23 protein-coding genes are annotated in these 25587 nt (G+C 60.7%); 14 read left to right on the top strand and 9 right to left on the bottom strand.

Translation table 11 applies throughout. The annotated features are described in order from the left end of the window. Positions 1 to 184 precede the first annotated feature (184 nt). Positions 185 to 1228, top strand: a complete 1044-nt coding sequence (locus ARUE_RS10030) for a helix-turn-helix transcriptional regulator (protein WP_014921690.1) — start codon at positions 185 to 187, stop codon at positions 1226 to 1228. A gap of 154 nt (positions 1229 to 1382) precedes the next feature. Here ARUE_RS10030 and ARUE_RS10025 read toward each other — a convergent pair whose 3' ends face one another. After that, the gene (locus tag ARUE_RS10025; protein WP_286140364.1) at positions 1383 to 2534 is read right to left on the bottom strand and encodes an EAL domain-containing protein; all 1152 of its coding nucleotides are present in this window, start codon (positions 2532 to 2534) and stop codon (positions 1383 to 1385) included. Positions 2535 to 3172: 638 nt separating this feature from the next. Between ARUE_RS10025 and ARUE_RS10020 the strand changes: the two genes are divergently transcribed. From ARUE_RS10020 to ARUE_RS10005, 4 genes are all read left to right on the top strand, one after another. After that, on the top strand, positions 3173 to 3352 hold the full coding sequence (locus tag ARUE_RS10020; protein WP_014921688.1) for a hypothetical protein: 180 nt from the start codon (positions 3173 to 3175) through the stop codon (positions 3350 to 3352). Positions 3353 to 4072: 720 nt separating this feature from the next. Continuing rightward, entirely contained in the window at positions 4073 to 5221 is a 1149-nt protein-coding gene (locus ARUE_RS10015; protein ID WP_011774560.1) for a glutathione-independent formaldehyde dehydrogenase, read from the top strand. Between the two features lie 54 nt (positions 5222 to 5275). Continuing rightward, positions 5276 to 6424 carry a zinc-dependent alcohol dehydrogenase gene (locus ARUE_RS10010; protein ID WP_014921687.1) on the top strand — a complete coding sequence of 383 codons (1149 nt, stop codon included), beginning with the start codon at positions 5276 to 5278 and terminating at the stop codon, positions 6422 to 6424. An 11-nt stretch (positions 6425 to 6435) separates the two neighbouring features. Continuing rightward, positions 6436 to 7023: a hypothetical protein gene (locus ARUE_RS10005; RefSeq protein ID WP_043471271.1), complete on the top strand. Its 588-nt coding sequence runs from the start codon at positions 6436 to 6438 to the stop codon at positions 7021 to 7023. 74 nt (positions 7024 to 7097) lie between these two features. On the opposite strand, the gene ARUE_RS10000 is transcribed toward ARUE_RS10005, so the two are convergent. From ARUE_RS10000 to ARUE_RS09975, 6 genes are all read right to left on the bottom strand, one after another. Beyond that, positions 7098 to 9320, bottom strand: coding sequence for a catalase (locus ARUE_RS10000; protein ID WP_014921685.1), 2223 nt, complete (start codon positions 9318 to 9320; stop codon positions 7098 to 7100). A gap of 143 nt (positions 9321 to 9463) precedes the next feature. Next, a complete protein-coding gene (locus ARUE_RS09995; protein ID WP_011774556.1) occupies positions 9464 to 10099 on the bottom strand; it encodes a TMEM175 family protein in 636 nt (211 codons plus the stop codon). Between the two features lie 64 nt (positions 10100 to 10163). Further along, on the bottom strand, positions 10164 to 10475 hold the full coding sequence (locus tag ARUE_RS09990) for a putative quinol monooxygenase (protein ID WP_014921684.1): 312 nt from the start codon (positions 10473 to 10475) through the stop codon (positions 10164 to 10166). 260 nt (positions 10476 to 10735) lie between these two features. Continuing rightward, on the bottom strand, positions 10736 to 11569 hold the full coding sequence (locus ARUE_RS09985; RefSeq protein WP_014921683.1) for an aldo/keto reductase: 834 nt from the start codon (positions 11567 to 11569) through the stop codon (positions 10736 to 10738). 561 nt (positions 11570 to 12130) lie between these two features. Next, positions 12131 to 12406, bottom strand: a complete 276-nt coding sequence (locus tag ARUE_RS09980; protein WP_011774553.1) for a hypothetical protein — start codon at positions 12404 to 12406, stop codon at positions 12131 to 12133. Positions 12407 to 13035: 629 nt separating this feature from the next. Then, complete coding sequence (locus ARUE_RS09975) at positions 13036 to 13977, bottom strand: LysR family transcriptional regulator (RefSeq protein ID WP_014921682.1); 942 nt, start codon at positions 13975 to 13977, stop codon at positions 13036 to 13038. 120 nt (positions 13978 to 14097) lie between these two features. On the opposite strand from ARUE_RS09975, the gene ARUE_RS09970 reads away from it, so the two are divergent. From ARUE_RS09970 to ARUE_RS24970, 9 genes are all read left to right on the top strand, one after another. Continuing rightward, on the top strand, positions 14098 to 15090 hold the full coding sequence (locus ARUE_RS09970; RefSeq protein WP_014921681.1) for a DUF1852 domain-containing protein: 993 nt from the start codon (positions 14098 to 14100) through the stop codon (positions 15088 to 15090). A gap of 20 nt (positions 15091 to 15110) precedes the next feature. Continuing rightward, positions 15111 to 16157, top strand: a complete 1047-nt coding sequence (locus tag ARUE_RS09965) for a methionine synthase (protein WP_014921680.1) — start codon at positions 15111 to 15113, stop codon at positions 16155 to 16157. Positions 16158 to 16159: 2 nt separating this feature from the next. After that, complete coding sequence (locus ARUE_RS09960) at positions 16160 to 16732, top strand: flavin reductase family protein (RefSeq protein WP_011774548.1); 573 nt, start codon at positions 16160 to 16162, stop codon at positions 16730 to 16732. Positions 16733 to 17589: 857 nt separating this feature from the next. After that, complete coding sequence (locus ARUE_RS24680; protein WP_286140362.1) at positions 17590 to 17739, top strand: hypothetical protein; 150 nt, start codon at positions 17590 to 17592, stop codon at positions 17737 to 17739. Then, on the top strand, positions 17718 to 18161 hold the full coding sequence (locus ARUE_RS24675; protein ID WP_502691472.1) for a transketolase-like TK C-terminal-containing protein: 444 nt from the start codon (positions 17718 to 17720) through the stop codon (positions 18159 to 18161). The genes ARUE_RS24680 and ARUE_RS24675 overlap by 22 nt, the downstream gene beginning before the upstream one ends. Positions 18162 to 18369: 208 nt before the next feature. Next, positions 18370 to 19476: a low temperature requirement protein A gene (locus tag ARUE_RS09950; RefSeq protein ID WP_238324570.1), complete on the top strand. Its 1107-nt coding sequence runs from the start codon at positions 18370 to 18372 to the stop codon at positions 19474 to 19476. 1090 nt (positions 19477 to 20566) lie between these two features. Then, a complete protein-coding gene (locus tag ARUE_RS09945) occupies positions 20567 to 21823 on the top strand; it encodes an ABC transporter substrate-binding protein (protein ID WP_162486146.1) in 1257 nt (418 codons plus the stop codon). A 144-nt stretch (positions 21824 to 21967) separates the two neighbouring features. Then, positions 21968 to 22810 carry a carbohydrate ABC transporter permease gene (locus tag ARUE_RS09940; protein WP_014921677.1) on the top strand — a complete coding sequence of 281 codons (843 nt, stop codon included), beginning with the start codon at positions 21968 to 21970 and terminating at the stop codon, positions 22808 to 22810. Then, positions 22807 to 23667, top strand: coding sequence for a carbohydrate ABC transporter permease (locus ARUE_RS24970; protein ID WP_043470149.1), 861 nt, complete (start codon positions 22807 to 22809; stop codon positions 23665 to 23667). Before ARUE_RS09940 ends, ARUE_RS24970 begins: the two co-directional genes overlap by 4 nt. Before the next feature lie 477 nt (positions 23668 to 24144). Here the strand turns inward: ARUE_RS24970 and ARUE_RS23400 are convergent, their stop codons facing one another. Beyond that, positions 24145 to 24597 (bottom strand): VOC family protein, encoded by a 453-nt coding sequence (locus tag ARUE_RS23400; RefSeq protein WP_051024967.1) that lies wholly within the window; start codon positions 24595 to 24597, stop codon positions 24145 to 24147. A gap of 144 nt (positions 24598 to 24741) precedes the next feature. After that, positions 24742 to 25491: an SDR family NAD(P)-dependent oxidoreductase gene (locus ARUE_RS09925; RefSeq protein ID WP_014921674.1), complete on the bottom strand. Its 750-nt coding sequence runs from the start codon at positions 25489 to 25491 to the stop codon at positions 24742 to 24744. Between the last annotated feature and the right edge of the window lie 96 nt (positions 25492 to 25587).

Raw genomic sequence — 25587 nt, 5'->3', positions numbered from 1 at the left:
GGCGGAAATCCACGACTTTAACGTCATTCCGCCGCGGCGCAGGCCGACCCACCCTCAGCGGACGAACCTCCCCGTCGGCCGCAGGTAGAATTTACTGTCGGCCAACCACCCCAACAACATGATCACGAACAGTCGCAGGGACGCGGCACATCTAATCTAGTTCCAGCCAGAAAGTCCCAAGCCCATGGAAAACACTTCTCGCGACAATCCCGTTGGCAGACCGGACGGCGCACCGCATGATCACGTACGGCGCTACGCGGTTCCGGTCGGGCTCAGTCCCGAAGAAAAGTTCGAACACTGGCGAAGCTGGTACGGCAGTGCAATTGACGCTCCAGTTCGGCTGGAAAAGACCGACAAGCTGGTACGACCGAGTTTCAATCCAACAGCCCTGAGCCTGGACGGTCCCGGCTTCAGCCTTGTCGATGTCACGAATGAACCCGCCGATTGTTTCTGGAGCGGTGAAACGAGGCCCAGCGATTGGCTTGTATATTTCAGAACTGCCTGTAACAAGTTCAGCTTCTCGGGACGCGGGGAGTCCGTCTCGCCCGGGACAGTCAGGTTCTTTGATCTTTCTTTGCCGGGCAACTTCCATGCACCAGCCGGTTTTAGCGCTGTGCGGATCCACTTCGATCGGGACCTGCTGGGCTTGGACGACAAAGCCATGAAACGGCTGAAAGAGCTGGCTGATATCAGAAGCAATCCCATCCTGCGTGGGTTGATTCTTCCTGCCCTGTCTGGGTGGCAGCGGACGGTCATTGCGCAGGAGATCCAACATCTCCAGCCGGTCGCCCGGTCCATGATGTTGGCTCTGGTCAGCTCCTTGCTTGAAACCCCGGCCGATCCCGGGGATCTCAAGCTGGCCCGCATCGCAACGATCAAGAAATTCGTGCGCAAGAACTTCAGAAGTCCTGCGCTCACCGTTGACGAGGTTGTAGCTTACTCTTTTCTTTCACGCCGGGCGCTCTACTACCTTTTCGACGACGAAACACTTCAGGTCAGCGGATACATCCGCGCCCTGCGGACCTTGGAGGCCATTGATCTCCTCGCCGAGGCAAACTCATGGAGACGTTCCCTGACGGACATAGCGGGCGCCAGCGGGTTCACAACCCTCCCAGCCATGCGGCGCGCTGTCAAGGAACTCAGTGGCCTCTCGTTGAGGGACGCGCAGGAGAAGCCAGTACTACTGCAGATTAGAGCCGCCGAACTAAGAAAACAGACCGAGTTGTGACCCCTCGGACAGCTGCTCGCCTGGCATGAAACCGCCGGACCGCGTTTGCTTCAGAGGGATAAGCCAGGTGGCTCGGCGCCGGGCTCGGAGGGACACCAAGCGATCAAGATCATCGAGGTCCCTATTGGCCGGCGCAGCCCCTTGCTCCCGAGGATCAGCCCTGGATATGGTGACGATCGTCAATCGCACTTGTTGGCAACCGGTTCCGCCACCACGAGTGGGACCCGATCGCCCGAAGCACAGAGGGTCGCCCCAAGAGGTACCCTTGTCCGGTCTTAACTCCCAGCTCAGCCAGCGTGGCCAATTCGGAACTGGTTTCAATTCCCTCGGCGACCAGCCCGGCCCCGATGTGGGAAGAGAAGCTGAGCATCGCCGCGAGCAGAGCTTTCTGGCCAGGATTGGTATCAACTCCCGCGACGATTGACCGGTCGAGTTTGATGAGCTCCGGATTGAGCCTCAGGATGTGTCGCATGGAGGAGAACCCGGCTCCGACGTCATCAATAGCTATGCGTACCCCAGCGCTTCTCAGTGGGGCGAGCGCTGCCGTGAGACGGGCGTAGTCAGCTACGGGTGAGCGCTCGGTCAGCTCTACGACGATTCGCTCTGGCCTGAGACCTGATTTCCTCACGATCCCACTTAGCCTCACGTCAAGGCACGCAGATGGTGAGAGATTGACGGCGACGTAGACGTGGGCAGGATGACCCGCAGCGGCGGCCAGTGCCATTTTCAAGGCCAGGAATTCGAGTTCGAGGCCGCGACCGATTGACTCTGCGTCTGTGAACCACTGATCTACAGACCTGAACGGAGGGCCTATGATGCGCGTGAGCGCTTCGACGCCTACAACCTCGCCCGTTCCCAAATGACAGATCGGCTGGAAAACCACGGTTAGTGACCGGGTGGTCAACAGAGAATCGACGCGTGCCGCAATGTCCTGGTCCCTTCGGCTCAGCGCACGCGGGACATCCGCGGTGGCGAGCTCCATAGGGCCGAAGGTATGTGAGGATTCGATGAGCTCACCGTCTCGGTGCCGAATGAGCCGCCACGTGCCATGAACTGCGGCCGGGAAAAGCAGGACCGTGATGAGGGTGCATACCCTGGCATGCGCCTCCAGGCCGGCCCACGGCTCAAGTCCAAAAGCGAGGGGCAGGAGTACCGACAACGTTGACAGCACCCCGCCGAACAGCAGGCATAGCAACCATCGACTACCAACGCTCTTATGAGAGTGGACGCCGTCAGTCAGAGCTGGACACATGGACAACAGGCGTCGACGGAGAACTGCTCCGACGTGCGCTCCTAGCCGCTGCATCAGTCGTGGGAGTGTGGTGATGCAGCGCATCGGGTGTTCACTGAATGGGGGTCGATCGATGGCGCTTCACGCGAAATCCGCACTCTCTGCGGGCCTGCTTCCACGCCAATCCCTCGACGGAAACGAGGACGCAGGGCCATCACCTGTGGCCGACAGCCCACGCTGGGAAAAGTCGGCATGGTGTTGACGGTGCACATAAGGCCCTCCTGTTCGTGTTGGGGTCGCCGGGCCATAGTGCCGCGCATGGGCAAACGCTGCCTCCCGCACTTGTGGGCTTTGAAGCCGCCGACCGGTTTTCAAATCCTACGGTTGCCGCCCACCGGGCCTGGGCGACAAGCATTCCAATGTGTGCATCCTTTGATTGCTAAGCGATCAATTCGTGCAGAATCCTGTCCGCGCCGCACATTGACGACAACTTGCCGCCCTGGAACATTCCGCCCAAGGGGCCATCCAGAACGCGCAATTCATCGCACGGGCCCGTCGAATCAGGAGATGTTCCACCCGGCGCCAGTAAATCCGGCGGGCAACGGTGGGCTATACGCTGATGACGTCCGGCCGCCTCCGGGGAAGAGAACCAGTCCCTCCCCCGAACCGGGCACGGACCCCACTGAGAATTCCCGGACCAAACAAAGGACATCATGAGCGAACTTCGCGTGGGCGACAACCTCCCCTTGGAGCTGTTGAGTTTTAGCGCCGTCGGGTGCCCTGTCTGGTCCGGTCAGCACGAAATCGAGGAGATGTGCGTTCTCGATGCCGGGCATTCTGGACGGCACATCGCAATCGACGCGGCCATGGTTGTCCGTGCCATGTGGGAATGACGTTCGCAACCCATGTTCCGGCCGGGGTCCAGGTATTTGGCGGAGTCCACTTCGCAGCGTCTCGTCCTCAGTGGCGGATTCGCTGATTACCGAGTTCCTCGATTAAGTCTCCAGTGATCGACGCACGGCCCGCGGCGGCCGCAACTTCGCGGCAAGTCTCCTACAGGCATCCTTCGGGTCTGACAAGGCAGTTGGGTTGATGGGCGGGGTGGCATCCTCCCACGCTCCTGGGAATCTCCCTCAAAGGCGTTTCAGGGAAGGTCCTCGAAACGGTCCGCAACACTATCTCTGATCGAAATCGGGAAAACCCGGCATTGAAATGACCAACGCCGGCCCCGTTCGCGCGTCACAAGTGGACGAGGCACAGGCCCAGTTCATTCGTTGCCACCCGCCCACCCGTCTGCAACAAGTTTCTGGCGCTACACCTCGACACCGTTAATAAGTGTGCTTAGTATTAAGGCTCATTCGTTGTCTCGTTTTCGGGCGGACGGGCAGGTACCCGGACAGCCTGACGTCTAAGAGCCTCGGGCATTCCGCCCCTTTGAGCGGGCCCGGACCTCAACTTGCATTCCCCATTTCCTCGCTGAATCAACGCCCGTTTCTGGGTAACGGCTGCGCCATCATTCCGTTCAGGACACCGCGGCATTTCTGCGCCTGCGCCCACGGAAAGCTACATCGACGTGGTCGGATCGGCTTGGGCAACAAGAAAAGAGCGGAAAAATGAAGGCAGTAGTCTACAAAGGACCGAACGATGTCAGCGTCGAGGACGTACCTGACGCCAAGATTGAGCGCCCCGCCGACGTGTTGGTGCGAATTACGTCGTCGAATATTTGCGGTTCCGATCTGCATATGTACGAGGGCCGCACCAGCTTCGAAACCGGACGCACCTTCGGGCACGAGAACCTCGGTGAAGTGATCGAGGTCGGCTCAGCAGTGAGCAAGGTCAAGGTGGGCGAACGAGTGGTACTGCCGTTCAACATCGCCTGCGGATTCTGTAAGAACTGTGAACGGGGCTTCACCAACTACTGCCTGACCATGCAGCCCGAACCCAAGCTCGCCGGCGCGGCGTACGGGTTCGCGGACATGGGCCCGTATCAAGGCGGACAGGCCGAGTACCTGCGCGTGCCGTACGGAGACTTCAACTGCCTGCGTTTGGGCGAGGACGCCGAGGAGAAGGAACTCGACTATGTCATGGTCGCGGACATCTTCCCCACCGGATGGCACGCAACCGAGATGGCCGGCGTTTACCCCGGCGACTCGGTAGTCATCTACGGCGCAGGGCCAGTAGGACTTATGGCAGCCTACTCGGCCATCATCAAGGGCGCCGGAAAAGTCATGGTGGTGGACCGGCAAAGTGACCGCTTGAAGCTTGCCGAACAGATCGGTGCCATCCCTGTAGACGATTCCAAAGTGGACCCTGTTGAGTTCGTCAAAGACCAAACCATGGGGTTCGGGGCTGACCGGGGTTGCGAGTGCGTCGGGTACCAAGCCCACGACCCGAGCGGAAACGAACAGCCCAACCTGACGTTGAACCGCTTGGTGGACTCCGTCCGGTTCGTCGGCGGCCTAGGCGTAGTAGGCGTGTTCCTGCCGCAGGATCCTGGAGCCCCGGACGAACTAGCCAAGCAGGGGCAGGTGGCCTTCGACTACGGAAACTACTGGTTTAAAGGACAAACGATGGGCTCCGGTCAGTGCCCGGTCAAGAAATACAACCGGGCCCTTCGCGACCTCATTGCCGGCGGGAAGGCCAGCCCCTCCTTCCTCGTCAGCCACGAACTGCCACTGGACAAGGCCCCGGAGGCCTACAGGAACTTCGATGACCGCGTCGACGGTTGGACCAAAGTGGTCCTCCACCCGGCCGGCTCCTAGAGCCTGACAGGCTAATCCGATGCCGGAACGAACTACTTCCCGGAAGGGGAACTGATGCGATCCATGGTGTATCGCGGGCCTTATAAGGTGCGCGTGGAAGAGAAAGACATACCGCAGATCGAACATCCCAATGATGCGATCGTGCAAGTGAAATTGGGGGCCATCTGCGGCTCAGACCTGCACCTTTATCACGGCATGATGCCGGACACGCGGGTCGGGATGACCTTCGGACATGAGTTTGTGGGCGTGGTCCACGAGGTGGGTTCCTCAGTCCAAAACCTGGAGGTCGGGGATCGGGTCATGGTTCCGTTCAACATCTACTGCGGGTCCTGCTACTTCTGCTCCCGCGGCCTGTATTCCAACTGCCACAACGTCAATCCGAACGCCACCGCCGTGGGTGGCATTTACGGCTACTCCCACACCTGCGGGGGTTACGACGGCGGCCAGGCTGAGTTTGTGCGCGTGCCATTCGCTGATGTGGGTCCCACCAAGATTCCGGACTGGATGGACGAGGAGGACGCCGTACTGCTCACCGACGCCCTGCCCACTGGCTACTTCGGCGCCCAGTTGGGCGACATTGCCGAAGGTGACACCGTTGTGGTGTTCGGTGCCGGCCCGGTGGGACTGTTCGCAGCGAAGTCAGCCTGGCTCATGGGAGCGGGGCGGGTGATCGTCATCGACCACCTGGAATACCGACTGGAAAAGGCCCGCTCATTCGCCCACGCCGAGACCTACAACTTTGTGGAGTACGACGACATTGTGGTGCACCTGAAGAAAGCCACGGACTATCTGGGCGCCGACGTCGTCATCGATGCGGTGGGAGCCGAAGCGGACGGCAACTTCCTCCAGCATGTGACCAGCAGCAAGCTGAAACTGCAGGGCGGATCCCCCATCGCCCTCAACTGGGCCATCGACTCCGTCCGCAAGGGCGGCACTGTGTCAGTCGTGGGCGCCTACGGGCCGCTCTTCAGCGCCGTGAAGTTCGGCGACGCGATGAACAAAGGGCTGACGCTTCGGATGAACCAATGCCCGGTCAAAAGACAGTGGCCCCGGTTGTTCGAACACATCCGGAACGGGCACCTCAAACCCAGTGACATTGTCACCCACCGCATCCCTCTGGAGCACATCGCCGAGGGCTACCACATCTTCTCGGCGAAGCTTGATGACTGCATCAAGCCCCTCATCGTCGCAACCTCGGCCTGAAAGGGACCATGATGGCTGAAATACCAACGCCTTACACCTCCGGCACCCCCGCGCTGAAGGAGACTGCGGAGGAGCTGCGGGCACGAATTCCGGGATGGGGCGTTGACCTCGACCCGGCGGACAGACCCTCCTACCCCCGCGAGCAGCCCGGTATCGAGACCGGTGCGCGCTGGGACTTTCCCGAACGTCAGCCGGAGAAGTGGCCCAGGGAACGGTCCGTTGAACACGCTTTCGTGACCCCCGTCTTTGGCACCTCAACCCCTCCCAAGGGTATCTCCGGTGCGCTTCGGAAGTACGCGTACCGGAAGTACAGCGAGGGCCGCGCAGCCCACTGGCTGGTCCTGATCGCCGCCGACAGAGTGGACGCGTGGGAAAGCCACCTGCGTTCGTTCGCAACCCTGCGACCGGACAACCCGGTGACCGAAACCGGTGTGCTCAGCGAGTTCTCCCACCATGGTGCGAGCTCCCGCGTCGGGAAAAGGCGCGCCGACCTGAACCATCAGTGGATCGACCCCATCCTCGTCGGCGCCCCGTGGGTACTGGCGGGACTGGGGGCAGTAGCCGCCTTGAGAACGCTGCGAAAGCACCGTCCGGCCTGACAACCCGACGGCGGCGGGCTGGCCCGTATAGGCAACCCGCCGCCGTCGAACCTAACAGCCTCCTACTGGAAGTGCTACGAAGCTGATCCTGCCGCCGGGAACCGCTCCCATGCCCGGTGTGCAGAGAGCAGTTCCCGGACCACCGGAATCACTGTGTCCGGACCTTCTCCACTGATGATTCCGGGGGCATCTTGAGGGACGCCTGCCGCGTCCAGAACTGCGGCACCTGGACCCCAGGCGCCAATGGCTTTGCCATGACGGAAAGCTTCAGAGACCATAAGAACCACGCGCGGATCAAGGGTCGCACCTGGTTCGCCGGCCTTGGCATCGCGGCCCGGAACGGCATCGGCTGCTGGAATCCCACCGCCCGCTGCAATAATTGCGTCAAACTCGATCGAGCGTGCTGTGAGGTAGCTCCTTTGGACAGTCACTGCAGCACCATGCTCCGGCTCAATCACACCACCGGTCGGCGCAATGATCAGGGGGACCATGCCTGCCCCGTCAACCGCCTCGCGGGCTGCGGCCACCAGCGACAGGTCACTTTCATTGTCCGCGATGATGCCCACGACACGACCAGCAACAGGCCATTTCCCACCCATCTGGGACACAGCGGGGCTGGGCTCCACGTCCGGCGTGTCAACGGTGGCCGTGGGAGCCGGCATCCCGAGGCCCTTGGCGACGGCGGCGCAAAGTCCGGCGTCAATATTAGCCAGCGCCATGAGTTGCCGTTCCCGGATCGCCGCTTCATAGCACTTGCCAAGCTCAAAGGTGTAGGCCTGAATCACGTGGTCCTGCTCTACCGACGTCAAACTGCGGAAGAACAGCCGGGCTTGGCTGAAGTGGTCATCGAAGGACGCCGGGTTTCTCCGTTCCTCAATTCCTGCCGCGATTTCCTCAGGTACGTCCACGAATGCTCCCACGTCCTGCCCGGCCATGAAGGGGCAACCACCATCAAGGGAATTCGGATGGTAAGGGGCCACTCCCCCATGCACGGCAGTCTGGTGCATCCCGTCCCTCAGCATGTCGTTGACCGGGGCGTGGGGACGATTGATGGGAATTTGGGCGAAGTTCGGTCCACCGAGCCGCGAAATCTGCGTGTCCAGGTATGAGAACAGGCGGATCTGCAGCAGAGGATCATTGGTGACATCGATGCCTGGGACGAGGTGTCCCGGATGGAAGGCCACCTGCTCGGTCTCGGCAAAGTAGTTGGTCGGGTTGGCGTTCAGCGTCATCAGTCCGATTGGCTGAACCGGCGCCAGTTCCTCAGGGACAAACTTGGTGGGATCCAGAAGGTCGATACCTTCGAACATTTGATCTTCGGTGTCCGGGAACGTCTGGATGCCAAGCTCCCACTCCGGGTACGCACCTGATTCGATCGCATCGGCCAGATCGCGACGGTGGAAATCGGGATCCATGCCGTTAATAATCTGGGCCTCCTCCCACACCAATGAGTGAACACCCAGCTTCGGCTTCCAGTGGAATTTCACCAGAGTGGTCTTACCTGCAGCATCCACCAACCGGAATGTGTGGACGCCGAACCCTTCCATGGTCCGGTAGGAACGGGGAATTCCGCGGTCCGACATATTCCACATCGTGTGGGCCTGCGCTTCGGTATGCAACGAAACAAAATCCCAAAATGTGTCGTGCGCACTCTGAGCCTGCGGGATTTCCCTGTCAGGATGCGGTTTCCCCGCGTGGATGAGGTCCGGGAACTTGATGCCGTCCTGAATGAAGAAAACAGGAATGTTATTCCCCACCAGGTCGTAGGTGCCCTCATCCGTGTAGAACTTGGTGGAGAAGCCACGGGTGTCACGGACCGTATCAGCCGACCCTCTGGATCCCAGAACAGTGGAAAACCTCACGAACACCGGGGTTTCTACATCCGGCGCAAGGAACCCTGCCTTGGTGATCTTCGAAGCCGTGCCGTAAGAGCGGAACGTTCCATGCGCCCCGGCTCCTCTGGCGTGGACCACGCGCTCAGGAATTCTCTCGTGATCAAAGTGCGTGATCTTCTCACGCAAGTGATGGTCCTGCAGCAAAATCGGGCCCCGCGGCCCGGCCTTCAAGGAATGGTCTGTATCTCCGAGCCTCAGACCTTGGGCCGTTGTCAGGTACTGGCCGGACTGGGCACGTGAGTTTGCGGGTGCGCCGGTGGGGCTCCCCGTGGGTGACACGGCCTCCGGCCCCTGCTGATCAGGCTTCGGCGGCAAAGGCTCACGCGACGCTGTGGGCTCTTCTACGGCGGGCTGCTCAATCGACGGAGCCCCTGGAATCTTAATGTTGTCCTCAGTTGGCACTGCGCGTTCTCCTCGATGTTGATCGGCAAATCGATTACTGCACTCAACCAAAAAGGTAAGCTTCCTTAGTACCCTAGGGGCCGGGAATCCCGCTTGCAAAGTCGGCGCGGCAAAGTAACGCGATTGCGGCTGTGGACAGCGCCCTAGAGACCTCGCAGGAAGCCCGGCCTGTGCTCGACCCCGTGGCTGGTGAGACCGTAGAAAACAGGCAGGATCACGAAAATCACCGATGCTACCAGCGGATGGACGAGGACACCTGCTGTTCCCGCCGCGAGGTACAGCACTACCCCGGCAAGGGCACGTGGTCGCTCGCGCGCGAAGTAGGAATCCTCCACTTCTTCCTCGGTGAGCTCAGGATGCCGTGCCAAGTGCGAGAAGAACACCAGCCATGACAGGCACAGCAGTGCCCCGACGATCGCGTACAACGCGACCGCGACCCGCTCGTCGGCCACATTGCCTGTCTTGGCTGTATCGATGATCACGGCTGTTGGCCAGGGCAAAAGGGCGAGCGTGGCAAGGATTCCCAGATTGGCCCACTGTAGGCCGATGTCCATCTGCCGGATACGGGAGAAGGCAGATTTGTGGTTGAGCCAGATCACGGCCAAATAGATGTAGGACGCCGCATACGCCAGGTATGTCGGCCATTGACCGAGCAGTCCGGCCAGCAGCTCCCCGGGTTCGGTCTCCGGCGGAGTGAGCTCAAGTACCAGTAGCGTGATAACGATCGCGATGACGGCATCGCTGAACGCCTCGGCACGGCCGGTGTCGGAGCGTGTCACCCTCCGCTCCTGAACCTATGCATCAGGCGGGATCGCAGTGCGGTGACGGCGGAGCGGTAGCCCTCTACCCGCTTTCACCGGGCAGCTTGTAGGCGAGCACGTGAATGTTCTGAATGTTCGGTTCCGCGCTGAACAGCTCAGCTCCCTGAGCAGCTAGTGCTTGCCCGACACCCCCGGCAAGGTGAGTCTGGCGGGCTTCGTCATCGGGGAATACGTCGAATACTCCGAAGGTCGAATCGTCGAACTTGAGAGCGAACCAGGCGCGCGTCCCTTGCTCCTGTTCAACGACGGAGCGTGCGGAGCGGAGGAACTCTGCGACGTCCTGCTCCTTGCCGGGTTTTGCCTTCAGGATCACCGACAATGCAACCTCAATCATGCTCCCTCACCCGGCCCGATCTGACGGATTCCATACTGCAGGGCAGTTTTCATGGCGAGCCTCCTGTGAACGGAACTGCGGCGGGGAAGATGCGGACCGAGCCGACATCGTGGAACCCTCCTCAACCTATCGACGGAGCGGCGCGATGCACTGCCAGTCTCGCAGTGATCGCTGGTCACCACAAGAGACGGTTCCGCTTGCCGGTGGACTGGCATCGCAGCCTTGGTCCCGGCTGAGGGATGCGCGCCACGAGGAGGCCGCTAGAGCATCTCAAGCACGCGTTTGTGGGTGGGAGAAGGATGGGCGCGATCCAAGTCGGCCAGGTCCTGGGGCGCAAGCCGAACGTCGAGGGCCCGATGGCATTCCTGGACATGTTGTGGGCTTGACGCTTTGGGAATGGCCAAGACGAGTGGCTGCCTGAGCACCCAGGCAAGGGCAATCTGCGCGGGACTGACGCCGTGTTCGGTTGCGATGCGCACCAGCACTGGATCATTCAGCATCCGCCCCTGCTCCAGCGGCGAGTACGCCGTCACCGGGATGCCCCTCTCGACGCAGCGGGGCAACAGATCGAACTCGATGCCCCGGCGGGTCAGGTTATAGAGCACTTGGTCTGTCGCGACATTCCGGCCGCCCGGCAAGCGCAGAAGTTCTTCCATGTCCGCTACATCGAGGTTACTGACGCCCCAGTACCGGATCTTCCCGGCCCGCTGCAGGTGTTCGAAGGCTTCGAGCGTTTCGGCCAAGGGAACAACACCTCGCCAATGCAGCAAATAGAGGTCGATGCTGTCCGTTCCAAGCCGGCGCAGGCTACCTTCGCAGGCATCGATGGTTCCGCGCAATGTGGCGTGATGCGGCAGGACTTTGGTGATCAGAAACGTTTCATTCCGCCGGGCTGCCAGCGCCCTTCCGACGAGTTCCTCGGCCGCGCCATTGCCATACATCTCGGCGGTATCAACCACGGACATTCCCACGTCCAAGGCCATATGGATCGCCGCGGTCTCTTGGCGGGCGTTGTCGGGGTTCTCGCCCATGCCCCACGTTCCGATCCCGAGCACCGGGACAGTCTCACCGGAAGGAAGAGATATCTCGCGCAACGTAACTCCTCTCAGAAAGAGCCCGTTCCGTTGTCGGCCGCACCGCGTCCGATGATTCTCGTCCGGACCATGGCGACACCCGCCGTGTTTCTTCAATCTACTCCGCTGCCGGAGGCCACGAAAGATACAGGGGGCTCCCCGGAGTCTGCGCGGCGACCGCCTATTTCGGATGGGTGATCCTCCAGCCTGTCCATCCGCCTGTAGGTTGTCGCCCTGCTGACGGCGAGTCTTGCTGTCGAGCCACCTACTGTGACCCCCTGTTTGGCGAGACAGTGGATGTTCTCGTCGCGTTCCACCACCTCGATCCGACCGAGGTGCCGGCCGCTGTGACTGCCCAGGCGAGGGTTGGGTGCTACCACTCCGGGAGGGGGCCTCTCTGAGCCGCCTGGGCACCTCGAGCATTGCAGCGGCCACCCCATGGAGGCAGCCCCGAAGTGCTGCATGTGGACAACCCGCCGACCGCCGAAGGCTGCATAAAAAGGGACGACGACGACACGCAGTGTCGCCGTCGTCCTCCCCTTCTTGCGCCGGATGGCGCCATCCACCACAGACGCCCGGGGCTTAGGCTGCCTTCGAAAGCGTTACGTAGCTGCCTTCGACGGTGCCGCCGGCAACAGCGGGAGCGCCGGATACCGCGACATAGCTGCCATGGGTGACAGCAGAGATTTTTCGGCTACAGGGGGCGGTGACATAGGCGCCTTCAACACGGGCCTGGGCGCTGCCTGCGGGAAGGGATACGTAGCTGCCGCCACGCAGTGCGGTACCGGCTACAGAGATACGGTTTACGGCCTCAGGGGCGGGTTCGGTTGTTGCGGGGCGCTCGGTAAGCAAAGTCATGGGTTCTCCTTGGGGTTCAGGATCAGGGCCGGTTCAGGTTCAGTGCCGCTCAAGCGGAAGGGCTGTGCTGGTTGTGTTGCTTGCCCTGCCGGCCCGGGGATGTTCACCGGTGCGGTACTCGAGGGCTACTCTGGCCTACATCCAAGGTACGCCTTATTACGATCTACTCAAAATAACGTGTGGAGACTCACGCTGCTGCAGCTACTTGCTTTTGTGAACCAAAAACGAGTTGAAACCAGGTGGCTTCGACTCGTCCTCCAGAAGTCATGTTGCGCTCCGCCCTTCCACCCATGAAGCGGTGTAGGCCAACCAGAAGAACCAGGCGAGGAACGCCCAGTCCCAGTTCACGGCAAGCGCAGGGCAGACCAGCCATAACGTGCTCCCCCCACAACTAAACAGGCGACCCGCAACGCCAAGCGCACCCGCGGCCAGTGTCAGAGGGACCTGACCGAACAGAATATATACACGTCAAAAGCAAAAACCCCTCTGACGGGGGGCATGCCCGCCAGGCATCTTTGTCTTGCAGTTTCCGAGGGCTGCCCAACATGCCTCACGGCTCAGCAACCCGCTTTGCTGCAACGAACATGTCCAATCACCGAAGGGGTAAAGACCCGCCCGCTCAACTGCAGTCAGTCGAGTAGCGCGACGCCGAACTCAGCCACGACGGCCCGCAATTCCTTGAGGTAGCGCTGCGCTTGGTCGGTGAGCGGAATCGCGGCGTGGCCGATCCAGCCGATCTCGATGCGTTCGTCAACGTCGAGCGGGATAGCGACGATCTCCGGGTCGAGCTGCCCGCTGATGATGCCCGTCGAGATCGTGTACCCGTGGAGCCCGATCATGAGGTTGAAGATCGTGGCACGGTCAGAGACCCGGATCTCCTGCTTGCTGGACAAGGTGGAGAGAATCTCCTCGGCGAAGTAAAAGGAGTTGTTCGCACCTTGATCAAAGGTTAGCCGCGGTAAGCCGGCGAGATCGTCGAGAGTTGCACGCTCTTTTGAGGCGAGCGGGTTCTTCCGTGAGATGAAGATGTGCGGATCGGCGAGGAAGAGTGGAGTGAACGCGAGCCCGGATTCCCGGAGCAGCTTGTCGATGACCTTCCGGTTGAAATCGTTCCGGTAGAGGATGCCCATCTCGCTGCGGAGCGTCCGGACATCCTCGATGATGTCCCAAGTACGGGACTCACGCAGCGAGAACTCGTATTCGGCCACATCAGTGGCCTTGACCATCCGGACGAAGGCGTCCACCGCGAACGAGTAGTGCTGCGTTGACACCCCGAGCAGACGTCGCCGCGGTGGCCTACCAAGGTAGCGCTGCTCGAGGAGAGCGAACTGCTCTACGACCTGTCTCGCGTAGCCGAGGAACTCTACCCCGTCGGCGGTGAGGGTGACTCCGCGGGCGGAGCGAAGCAGGAGTGCACGGCCAACCCGGGCCTCAAGGTCCTTCATCGAGGCGGACATTGTCGGCTGCGCTACGTAGAGAAGATCGGCGGCCGCGGAGATGGATCCCTCAGCTGCAACTTCTATGAAGTAACGGAGCTGCTGCAGGGTCAATCCGCTCGAAATCTGGGACATAGGGAAATTCTATATGAATGCATAGTAACCACTAGTTACCTGATACCCATCGGAAGGCTGCACCATGGATACATCACCTTCTAAAAGGCCGTCTCCGGCCCATCAACGGATTGGCAGCACATGGCAGACGACTTCACCTTCAGCATCACCACCACCCCCTTCGACGAGGACTACTCCCCGTCGGAAGGCTCGCGGATCACGACGAATTTCGCCAACCTGGCACGGGGCGAGCACCGCCAAGAGAATCTCCGCAACGCCTTGACCATGATTCGGCGCCGCTTCAACGATCTCGCAAGCTGGGACAACCCGGACCGGGACCGTTACACGCTCGACCTTGAGATCGTTTCCGTGCAGATAGAGTTCACCGCGGAAGGTACGGATCAGCAGTTCCCGCTGTTCGAGGTTCTCGACATCCAGATCGTCGACCAGCTGAACGGGGTCCGCCACCAAGGGATCGTGGGGAACAACTTCTCCTCGTACGTCCGCGACTTCGACTTCAGCGTCGTACTGCCAGCGGCAGCAGCGGCGGCAGGCGGGCCCACCGTGCCCGAGGACTTCGGCGATCTTCACGGCAAACTGTTCCAGCAATTCCTCGATTCCCCGGCGTGCCAGGAACGCTTCCCGCAGCCGCCAGTGGTGTGCATCAGCGTCTCAACGAGCAAGACGTACCGGCGAACGGAGAACCGTCACCCCGTCCTGGGCGTCGAGTACCAGCAGGACGAGTTCTCGCTGACGGACGCGTACTTCGCAAAGATGGGGCTGCAGGTCCGCTACTTCATGCCACGCGGCAGCGTTGCGCCGCTCGCCTTCTATTTCCGCGGCGACCTGCTTAACGACTACTCCAACCTGCAGCTCATCGGCACGATCAGCACTATGGAGACGTTCCAGAAGATCTACCGCCCGGAGATCTACAACGCGAACTCCGCCGCCGCCGTCGTCTACCAGCCGAGCCTGGGAGAGCAGGACTACTCGCGGACCCAGATCGCTTATGACCGCGTAGAGCGCAGTCAGCTCGCGATCACTCAGGCGAAGTACACGGAGGAACACTTCATCACGCCCCACAAGGATCTATTGGACCAGTGGACCGCCAAATACCCCGCTCTCGTCAACTGACCCACGGAGAATCGTCAATCATGAACACACTTTTGCCCACCACCGTTGTCGGAAGCCTGCCGAAACCATCGTGGCTCGCACAGCCGGAGACTCTTTGGTCCCCGTGGAAACTGGAGGGAGATGAGCTGCTCGAGGGCAAGCAGGATGCTCTGCGCATCGCCATCCACGAACAGACCCGACGCGGCATCGACATCGTCAGCGACGGCGAGCAAACCCGCCAGCACTTCGTCACCACCTTTATAGAACATCTCAGCGGGGTCGACTTTGAACAGCGTAAGACCGTGCGCATCCGCGATCGCTACGACGCGAGCGTGCCGACCGTCGTCGGAGCGGTGCGCCGCGAGCGTCCGGTATTCGTCGAAGACGCAAAGTTCCTCCGCGCAACCACAGACCGGCCGATCAAATGGACTCTTCCCGGCCCAATGACCATGGTGGACACGCTCTACGATGACCACTACAAGAGCCGCGAGAAGCTGGCCTGGGAATTCGCTGCAATCCTGAACCAGGAAGCGAAAGAACTGGAGGCGGTCGGCGTGGACATCATCCAGTTCGACGAGCCCGCGTTCAATGTCTTCCTCGATGAGGTCAAGGACTGGGGCGTGGCTGCGCTGGAGAGGGCGGCAGAAGGGCTGCGTGCGGAGACCGCCGTGCATATCTGCTATGGCTACGGGATCAAGGCGAATACTGACTGGAAGGCGACGCTCGGCTCACAGTGGCGGCAGTACGAGGAAACGTTCCCGCTGCTTCAGAGCTCCAGCATCGACATCATCTCGCTGGAATCCCAGAACTCCCACGTGCCCATGGACCTCATCGAGCTCCTCCGCGGCAAGAAAGTCATGCTCGGGGCAATCGACGTCGCAAGCGAGATTATCGAGACCCCGGAGGACGTCGCCAACACCCTCCGCAAGGCCCTGCAGTTCGTCGATGCGGACAAGCTCATCGCCAGCTCCAACTGCGGCATGGCACCGTTCCCCCGGGACGTCGCACTGGCCAAGCTGAGTGCTCTCAGTGCAGGGACGAACATCATTCGCGAAGAACTCGCCCGCTCTGCAACCCCGGTGTCATAACCATGTTTCACGCTTACCCCCCAGACACCCGGCTCGAGGCTCCCAAGCCGGGCTTCCCGTCCTCCCTATCGGCCGACGATTTCAAAGCACTGTTCCGCGGCCACCCGGGAGGTGTCGCCGTCATCACGGCGGATGCCGGCGAAGGACCGGTGGCGCTGACGGTATCGTCGGTGGTGTCAGTGAGTGCGGAACCTCCGTTGCTGATTTTCTCGGTCTCGGCACTGTCCTCTGCCTCCGAGGTGCTTTCACGCGCCGAAACTGTCGTCGTGCACCTGCTGGACGCGCACGACGTCGACTTGGCGAAGTTTGGCGCGACCCCTGGCGCCGACCGCTTTGACCAGACGCACCGTTGGTCGACCCTTGCAACCGGCGAAGCGGTGTATGACGATGTCCGCGCCTGGGTGCGCTGCGCCGTCGTTAATCGCATGGAGGTGGGGACCTCTACAATCATCGCCGTTCACGCCCTGGAGTCCCGCGTGATGCGTGACGTCCAAGCGGGCGAACCCGGCGACGCTCTGGTCTACCACAACCGCTCATGGCACCGCCTGGGCGAGCATTCCAAGCATGAAGGCTGAGCGCCGCGCCAACGACGCGAGGCGGCAAGCCGAACGGCGCACGACGGCGGGAGCATAACTCCCGCCGTCGTCCTCGTTAACGCCGGAGCGTCCATCGACATCCCGAATGGCCTATGCCGCGTCAGACGCGAACTCGAACTTCAGGGCACATCAGTGCTTCACCGGACGGAAGAAGCATCTCGCGCATAGTAGCCTCCGTCGACAGAGCCCGTTCCCGTTTTTGGATGCGCAGAGTCCGATGTTTCCCGGCCGGACAGGCTGTGGCGGTACGGGACCTCGCCGGACATGCCATTGGACTGCCGCTCGAGGGATGGACCTGGGCGATCCTTGACGGAAATTCCCCGCGGGAACGGTCGAGGAATGGACCTGCGCCCGGACATCCCTCCGCCTCAAACGCAGGCAACCCGAGCAGGCTCCGCTCGAACAGATCCCCGATTCCCTGCCTTGGGGCTATGGTGACAGAATTTCCACGCAAGCGGCGCTGGGACGGTTCCTGTCCGACCTGAAACGGGCAGCGCCCGACGTAGCCCACCGTGTCGTCACCTGCAGTCCTGACGTTGCCTCCTCCACCAACCTCGTGGGCTTGGTCTCCGAGCTCGGAACGACCTGGAGCCGCTGGGGTCAGCCCCTGATTCCGATCGCCACCATCTATGACCCCTTTGTGGCCCGCGCCCTCGAACCGTGGTCCTTTGGCATGTATGCCGGCGGCCAGTCCATCCTCATTGGAACACCGTCAGGTGTGACCCTGGCACCGGAAGGCGGCGCCCACCAAATCCCTCACCACTGCCTCCATTGGACTGGAACAGCTCGAGTGCCCGGCTTGGGAGCCTGCCTTCGCCCAGGATCTGGAATGGTGCATGCTCGAGGCGATGCGCCGGATCGGCCTCCCCGGAGGACGCTCTGCCTACTTCCGGCTCACCACCCGTCCACTGGATCAAGGACTGGTCGCCATGCCGACGGACGAGGTGCTGGTGGAACGACGCCGCTGGCACTCGGTGGCCGGCTGAGCGACCACGACCCGGTCGAAGTCAAGGTCACCCTGGTCGGCATCGGAGCAATGATGCACGAAGTCATCGCCTCGGCTGCACGGCTGAAAGAACTGGGCATCACGGCCGGCGTCGTCTGTCTCACCAGCCCCGACCTGGTCTTCGACTCCCTCCAAAGCCGCAACTCGCTGAACCACGGATCCGGACCAGCCGGATTCGACATCGTCGACGCTCTCTTTCCGCGGCACGCTCCTGCGCCCCTTGTCACGGTCCAGGACGGGCACCCACACACCCTGTCCTTTTTGGCCGGGGCACGCGGGGACCGAGCTGTCTCACTGGGTGTGAGGGATTTCGGTCAGTCATCCGACGTGGAGGACGCCTGCCGCATCCACGGCATAGACGAAGCATCGATCGTCAACGCGGCGGTGAACCTGATGCGCTGATATCTTCCGTGTAACCAAGCCGCTCTCCCGCGCCTGCGACCTCCAGACGTTTGTGCTGGCTCCCCTCCCTTGACTTTGCTACTGACCACAGCCACTGTTGTCGACAACAGGAGGGGGCATCCGTCCGTTCCTGGTCCAGTGGAGGATACTGATGGTCCGTGCCAGGTCGCTGATGCGCTCCGCGACCTCCGGAGACCGGGTTACCCGCGTGGAACTGTTCTTCGACCTGGTCTTCGTCTTCGCGCTGTCACAGCTGTCCCATCATTTACTGGAACATCTGTCCTGGCTGGGTGCCGGGGAGACATTCGTGCTGCTTCTGGCGGTCTACAAGGTATGGGTGTACACCACTTGGTCAGCAACATTGCTGGACACTTCGCTGCGGGAAGTGCAGTGGATGCTGCTGATCGTCATGCTGGTCACGCTGTTCATGAACGCCTCCATCGACTCGTCATTTGGCGCTTTCGGCTGGCTGTTCGTTGCCTGCTATCTGGCGGTCCAGTTGGGCCGCGGTGCGTGGATGCTTACGGCGGGACTGGATGAGACAACGCACAACCATTTCGTGCGCACGCTGACTTGGGGGTTTATGAGCGCGCCTTTTTGGATTGCCGGGGTCTTCTTTGATGCGGTGCCACGTCTGATGATCTGGGGTGTTGCTGCCGCGATTGACCTTCTTGGCCATATGCTGGCTCACCGATTGCCGGGCCGCAAAACCGAAGGAAGCCGGGTTCCGCTCCCGGGGGAAAGGATGTTCGAGCGGTTTGGTTTGTTCTACCTGATCGCGCTCGGCGAGACAATCCTCTCGACCGGTCTGGCAATAGCGGGGAACCTGGAGGACCCTCTGATCTTTGTGACGGGGACTGTAGGTTTGGCTGGAAGCATCGCCATCTGGTGGTGCTACTTCCATAGCCTCGAACGGGACATCCTGGACAAGCTCGCCACGGTCGATGATCATTTTCGGCCGGGCATATTGGCGGGTAACACCTTGTTGATGCTCCTGGCTGGCCTGATCCTTGTGGCTGCGGGCGATCAGCTTGTGATCAGCGATCCGTCCGCCCGTCCGGAACTGTCCACCGTTCTGCTCCTGTTTGGCGGCCCCGCCCTCTTCCTTGCCGGCCGAGGCATTTTTATCCGCCAGGTGTTGGGCCTGCGCCATCCAACTGATCTCATCGGCATCGGCACCTTGGCGGTGCTGGCAGGCTTGAGCCTTCTCCTGCCCGCCTTCGTTGCCGCTATGGGCGCATTGCTTCCCCTCATTGGCGTAGCAGTTGCCGACACCGTGATCCGTCGCCGCCGATTCAAACAGCCAATCAACTGACAGCCCATCCGATGCCAGGCGACAAGTCCTGAATCCAACCTGGCAGGCCAGGGCGTCCTCTGCCAGTCCCCGTGCCCCTCATACCCGAGCGCATAACTTGCCTCCTGCCCCGCTCGGGCCACCACCGGCCCCAACCGAGCGACGCCGCCAGGGCCAATCCGCTGGGTGGGGAACCCCAAGCCCACGGCACATGCGAGCCGTCCGGTGTGGTCGAAGACAAAGTACTTTCTGTGCCTAGAGAGCTGCAGCCGGTGCTGACCTCGATTTCGCCTCAAGCCCCTTGACCCGGGGTGACAAAATAGCGCTGACAAAAGCGCGCCATTGAGCGCTGCGGTTCGCGATCGTCAACACATCGGGCTCACCAGGTTTTCATCAGAAATCCTCTGGTACTGCGTTGTCGGAATGACGCAGTCCATGGGTTACGCGGAATACAGGTCTGAATATGGGCCTTCAACGACGGACAGGCGCCTTCGGCGTTATCAGCTGACAATCAATGGGGGCTGCCAGTGCTCCGCAGGCCTCTCTGGCGCCGCTGGGTCCAGGCTTATCAGCGGCGCAACGCACGACTCACCGACCACATGCTCGGCGCCGGCATCATCGCCGGCTGGAACACCAACAAAACACCGCCTACAAAACCAACCTCGGCATCCCCTGAGGGAGTTTTTGCATAACGGCGTGGGATCTGGCCTGATCCGAAGGAGATACCCGTGTCTGGCGATCGGCCCTGTGAGTGGCGATCACATCCGAAGACTCATCGTGATGCGTGCGGGCAGGAACGAGTCTGTGGGAGCCACTTTAGAGCCGGACAGGCGAAAGGTTGACCACCTGAGTTCCTTGTTCAATGCCGAAATTCGGACGTCCAAAATGCCACATCAAATCTTTCCTTGACAGAGCCATCCTTCGGCTCTAAATTTAGTGCAACCGATCTCAGCAACCGATCTCACTGCTACTTTCGATAATGCAACCGATCTCAAAGGAGAGACTCGATGACCAAAACGACTTCTCCCGACCGTCGGTGTCCCGCACTTAGCACGCGTCGCTTGAGCACGGCATGCTCCCGCATCAGCAAATCCGTTCACAGGAGAAATTCATGATCAAAAAGCGATGGGGCTTGGCGCTCGTAACAGCCGTCGTAGCCAGCCTTGCCCTCAGTGGCTGCTCACCCTCAGCTTCGGAACCCAAAGGGCCCGTGACATTGAGCTACTGGGACTTCCTCGATCCCAGCCAGGCCAATCCGCGTTCAAAAGCCTTGAAGGAAAATATTGCCAAGTTTGAGGCGGCTAATCCGGACATCAAGATCAACCTCTCCGTTGTTTCGCTCGGCGACATGTTGAACAGGCTGCCTCAGGCCGCGGCAGCAGGTCAGGCCCCTGACGTCTTCAAGATGTTCACTCCAGTCGTTCCCCAGATGGCATCTGCCGGCGTCTACTCCCCGCTGCCTGACGCTGCTTCGAAGGTCACCGACTGGCTGCGCCCCACCGACACCCTGGCGGGCCCCGACGGCAAACCGGTTGCCGTGCCATATGAATACCGAACCTGCGCCCTCTACTACAACGAAAAGATCCTCAACCAGATCGGCGCGACAGTTCCCACCACGTACGACCAAGTAGTCGAAGTTGCCAAGAAAGCTGCTGCCGCTGGTTATACCGGCTTCGGGACCGGCTTCTCGGACACGGACAACTCGGCCATCATCAGCACGTTCTTTAACTGCTTCATGTCACAAGTGGATCAGGAAATCTGGAACAAAGATGGGCAGGCAAGTTTCGCGACGGCCAAAGGCAACGAGTTTGGTGACTTCCTGGCCAAGCTCAGGGACGCTAAGGCTCTTGGCAGCAACGTCGTTTCTGACACGTACGGCACCGTAGCTGACGGCATGGCGAGCGGCACGGTTGCCATGGCAGTCTTGGGCACGGAACGAGCGGTTTCCTTCGGCTCGCAGAACAAGGACCTCAAGTGGACGGCCCTACCCAAAGCGGGTACCGGCGATACGACAGGTACCACCATTGGGTGGACCTTGGGCATAGGCAATGGCAGTAAGAATACCGAGGCCGCCTGGAAGTTCATCGAATACATGACCGGCCCGGAAGCCGGTGCTCTGATGGCAACCGGCGGTGAGGTACCCACCCGTGCGGCCACCTATCAGCAACCATTTTTCTCCACTCCGGAGGCAAAGACCGTCAACGACATCGCCGCCTACGTCAAGACCAACAGTGAACCGCGGACGTATTCCAACACATGGACCGCGCTTGCCACTGGCCTCTCCCAAGCCGGGCAGAAGCTGACTCTCAACGGTTCATCAGGCAGCGATTTTGTCCGTTCCGCGCAGGATGCGGCCAACAAGAAGTAGCCGCTCGCGATATCTGGGGGCCTGAGAAATCAGGCCCCCACGGAAGGGACAGAAATGTCTACAAAAAGCCCCACCCGCAGCCCACGCAACACCGCAACGTCTCCCTTGGGCGCCCCAAGTTTTCGCCGGGTCCGTAGGGATCGAATGGTATGGCTCTACGTCCTCCCGGTCAGCGTCGTCTTCCTCTTTGTGTTTGTGGGACCGCTCATCTACACAGCGTGGACGGCCCTCCACGAGACGTCGTATTACCAGATCGGCAAATTCACGGGCCTGAATTCCTTTGTCCGACTGTTCTCAGACTCCGACCTGCCGAGCCGCATCTGGACAACCCTGGTGTTCTCGCTCGGCGCCTTGGTTATCGCACTGCCGGCGGGGCTGCTTTCTGCAATCGTGCTCAACAACCTTCACCGCTTCAAGCGTTCGGTCCGGAGCCTCTTCCTCCTGCCTTGGCTGATGTCACAGGCCACTGCAGGAACAATCTGGCTCTGGTTCCTCAACCCCAACTATGGTCCGGCATCAGCGATCACTAAATCTCTCGGGTTCGGTCCCACTGACGTTTTCTCATCTCCGGCCAGTGCGCTGGTTGCAGTAACTCTGATGTCAGCCTGGTGGTCCTACCCGCAAGCCATGCTCCTCTTCTTGGGCGCCCTTCAAACGATTCCTGAGGAGCTCCGCGAAAGCCTCAAAATGGACGGCGGCGGCATCTGGCACCAGTTTGCGAATATCACACTGCCCTACTTGCGCAACACCATCGTCTCCGTTGTGGTCGTCCTTCTCATGCTTTATGTGCAGATGGTCACCATCATCCTGGTCACCACGAGAGGAGGCCCCATCGGCTCCACAGAAACCTTGTCCATGCGGGTCTACAACCAGATGTTCGACAAGTTTGACCTCTCGGGAGCCTCGGCAACGGCAATCCTGCTTTTCGCCGTCAATATCGCCCTCACCCTCGTCGCCATTCGCTTCCGACGGAAGGAAAGCTTGTGAGCATCACAACCCCGCGCCGCCAACGACGCTTGGGCAGTTTCATAAAGGCCGTTCCGGCCTGGGCGTACATCATACTTTCCGCAGCGGTGGTACTCCCCCCGGTCGCATGGATTGTGTCCACGTCGCTTAAGACCGCGTCCGGCACGTTGGAATTCCCGCCAAGGTGGATACCTGCCCCCTTCTCATCCGAGGGCTATGTTGGTCTTCTGACATCGACCAACATCCGCTTTTTCGCAAACTCTCTCATCTATGCCGGCGGCTCGATCGTTCTTGCTCTGGCCATTTGCATCCCCGCAGCGTATGTGGCAACGAGGTATCGCAGCCGCCGCATGGAAACTCTCATGACTGGAATTCTGGTCCTTTCCATGGTCCCGGCGATCGTGGTCTTTATCGCGCTTTACTCCATGTTCGTCAAAACCGCATTGATCAACACATACCCCATGATGATCATCGTCTACACGGCAATCATCTGCGGACAAACCATCCTGTTTCTGCGCAATTTCATCGAAAATATACCCGTCGAAATCGAGGAAGCGGCGGCGATTGATGGCTGCTCACGCATGCAGATCTTGTGGCGCATCATCCTCCCGCTCATCCGGCCTGGTATCGCCGCCGTAGCCATCTTCATCTTCGTATTCGTTTGGAACGACTTCCTCGTGGGCACCGTCCTCGCCACCACAGAAGACATGAAGACCGTGCAGAACGGCATAGTGCGATACATAACCACCGGCTTCGGTAGCTTCTGGGGACTCTTCGCCGCATTCATCGTCGTAGCCTTCATCCCGGTTCTCTCGATCTTCCTGGCATTCCAGCGCTGGTTCGTTGCCGGCATGACATCCGGCGGTGTCAAGGGATAACTGAAGCAACCGTTAGCCGCACTATCCGACAACGCAAAAAAGGCAGGCCCCGTGACCGCATCAGGCGGTCACGGGGCCTGCTTTTGCGGGCCACCACGGAAGTCCGACTCGCTGAGTGCGCCCTCGAAGTGCCTCAGGCACTGGTGGCTGACCGACATAAGTCGACACCTGACATTTCCTTCAGTCGGTGGTTGGCTCGGCCCGCCGGGGCAACCTGATTGCCGGCGAGGGGCTCATGGCCACCGAGTTCACTCCGGAGCGCAGAATCTCGGCCGGCGAGCCAAACGCGGTCTGGGACCTTTAGGCGTTCTGCGTGTTGAAACACTGGATGCAGTGTGGGCGGGCAGGATCCAGCCTGCCCGCCCGACTGCCTTTGCAACCTATGCCGGACGCGCCCCGTACTTTGTCCGGGGGCAGTCCTCGGTACGCACTCGGACGCATGGGCTGACGGAGTGCGTCATTCAGAAGACGAGCGACTTATGAGTCGTTGCTCGAGCGCCAGTCTGGCGGCTGAATCAGCTCCACGCGATTTCCGTCTGGATCGAGGAGGTAAACCAGCCACCCGCCTGCGATGGGTCCGGAGGTCGGAGCAACGGGCTCTGATACCGCGCTGTAGCCGAGCGCTGTCATTCTGGTGTAAACCTGTCGCACATCAATATCCGTGAAGGCGAGGTGAGCGGTGCCCGGTTGCGCCTCTGATGGATTGACGGCTGGCAGTAGCGGCTCGGCATGGGCGAGTTCCAGCCGAAAGGATCCGTCACGGGTAGCGAGAAGCATGGCTCTGACGGTTACGTCAGGACGGCCGTAAAGTTCTCCGATATATGGTCCCGACGTCCAGGCATCCAAACGCGCCAGTCCGAGGCCATCCACATAGAATCGCTCGCTCCGCTCCATATCCGTGACGTGCAGGGCAGTGTGGTGATGTCGCATTAAGTGTCTCCTTCGAAGGTCAGGGACTCGTCTCTGATTGCTGAACTGCCTTTCAGGATGAAAGCGGCCCTAAAGCGTTGTTGGGTTCAGTGAGGCAAGGGCACAGTGGCACGAGCGGCCAATAACAAGCCCTCGTCGCACATTTCAACTTCCGATTCCCAGATGTGCTCCGCCGGCCACGTCGAGAGACACTCCCGTGATGTAGCGGTTGTCGGGATCGGAAAGGAACAGGATGGCCCGGGCTACTTCATCAGGTTCGGCGAACCGACGCATCGGCAGCTGCGCTGCCCTCTTCGCTCGGTTGGCTGCCGCGTCGGGGCCGGAGTCCCGGGCAAATTGCGCCCACATGGGCGTGTTCACCGGTCCTGGGGCGATCGCGTTCACGGAGATGCCGTTGGGTCCGAGAAGTTCAGCAAAGGACCACATGATGTGGAGGACTGCGAGCTTGCTCGCGTTGTAGGGCAGGTAGTTGAGGCGTGCTTCTTTGGCCGCAACTGAGGACAGGACCACGATGGCGCCGGCAGTGCCGGTCGCAAGCATGGATTTTGCTGTCTCCCGGACCATGGTGAAGGTCGCCGTTGCGTTGATCCTCAGGATGGAGTCGAACTCTTCAGTGGTTGTGTTCATGATGTCCGGCGTGGGGCCAAGCACTCCGGCCGCGTGAACGAGGACATCGACACGTCCGTACTCGGCTTCGATGTCCTGTATGACCGTTGCGCATTGTTGTTCCGAGGTGATGTCGAGGGGATAAAACGCCTGAAGGGCCTGGTCCTCTTTGGGGGAACGGTCGGCGCCGATGACCCTGGCCCCTGCGGCTATAAAAGCGCTGACTGCGGCGTCGCCGATTCCTCCGCTTGATCCGGTTACCAGAACCACCTGGTCTTTGAGGCTCATCGGTTATCTCCGTTCTGGGCGCAGTTTGCCTGCAGTTCTCCTGTGGTCGGAGCGTGGGGTGCTGTCTTCATGTTCGTTTCCTTACTCGAAATTGCC

It is taken from the genome of Arthrobacter sp. Rue61a (assembly GCF_000294695.2).
In the GTDB taxonomy this organism is placed as follows: domain Bacteria; phylum Actinomycetota; class Actinomycetes; order Actinomycetales; family Micrococcaceae; genus Arthrobacter; species Arthrobacter aurescens_A.
The sequence above is the reverse complement of the archived record's forward strand: the minus strand, read 5'-3'. Positions and strand labels throughout refer to the sequence as shown.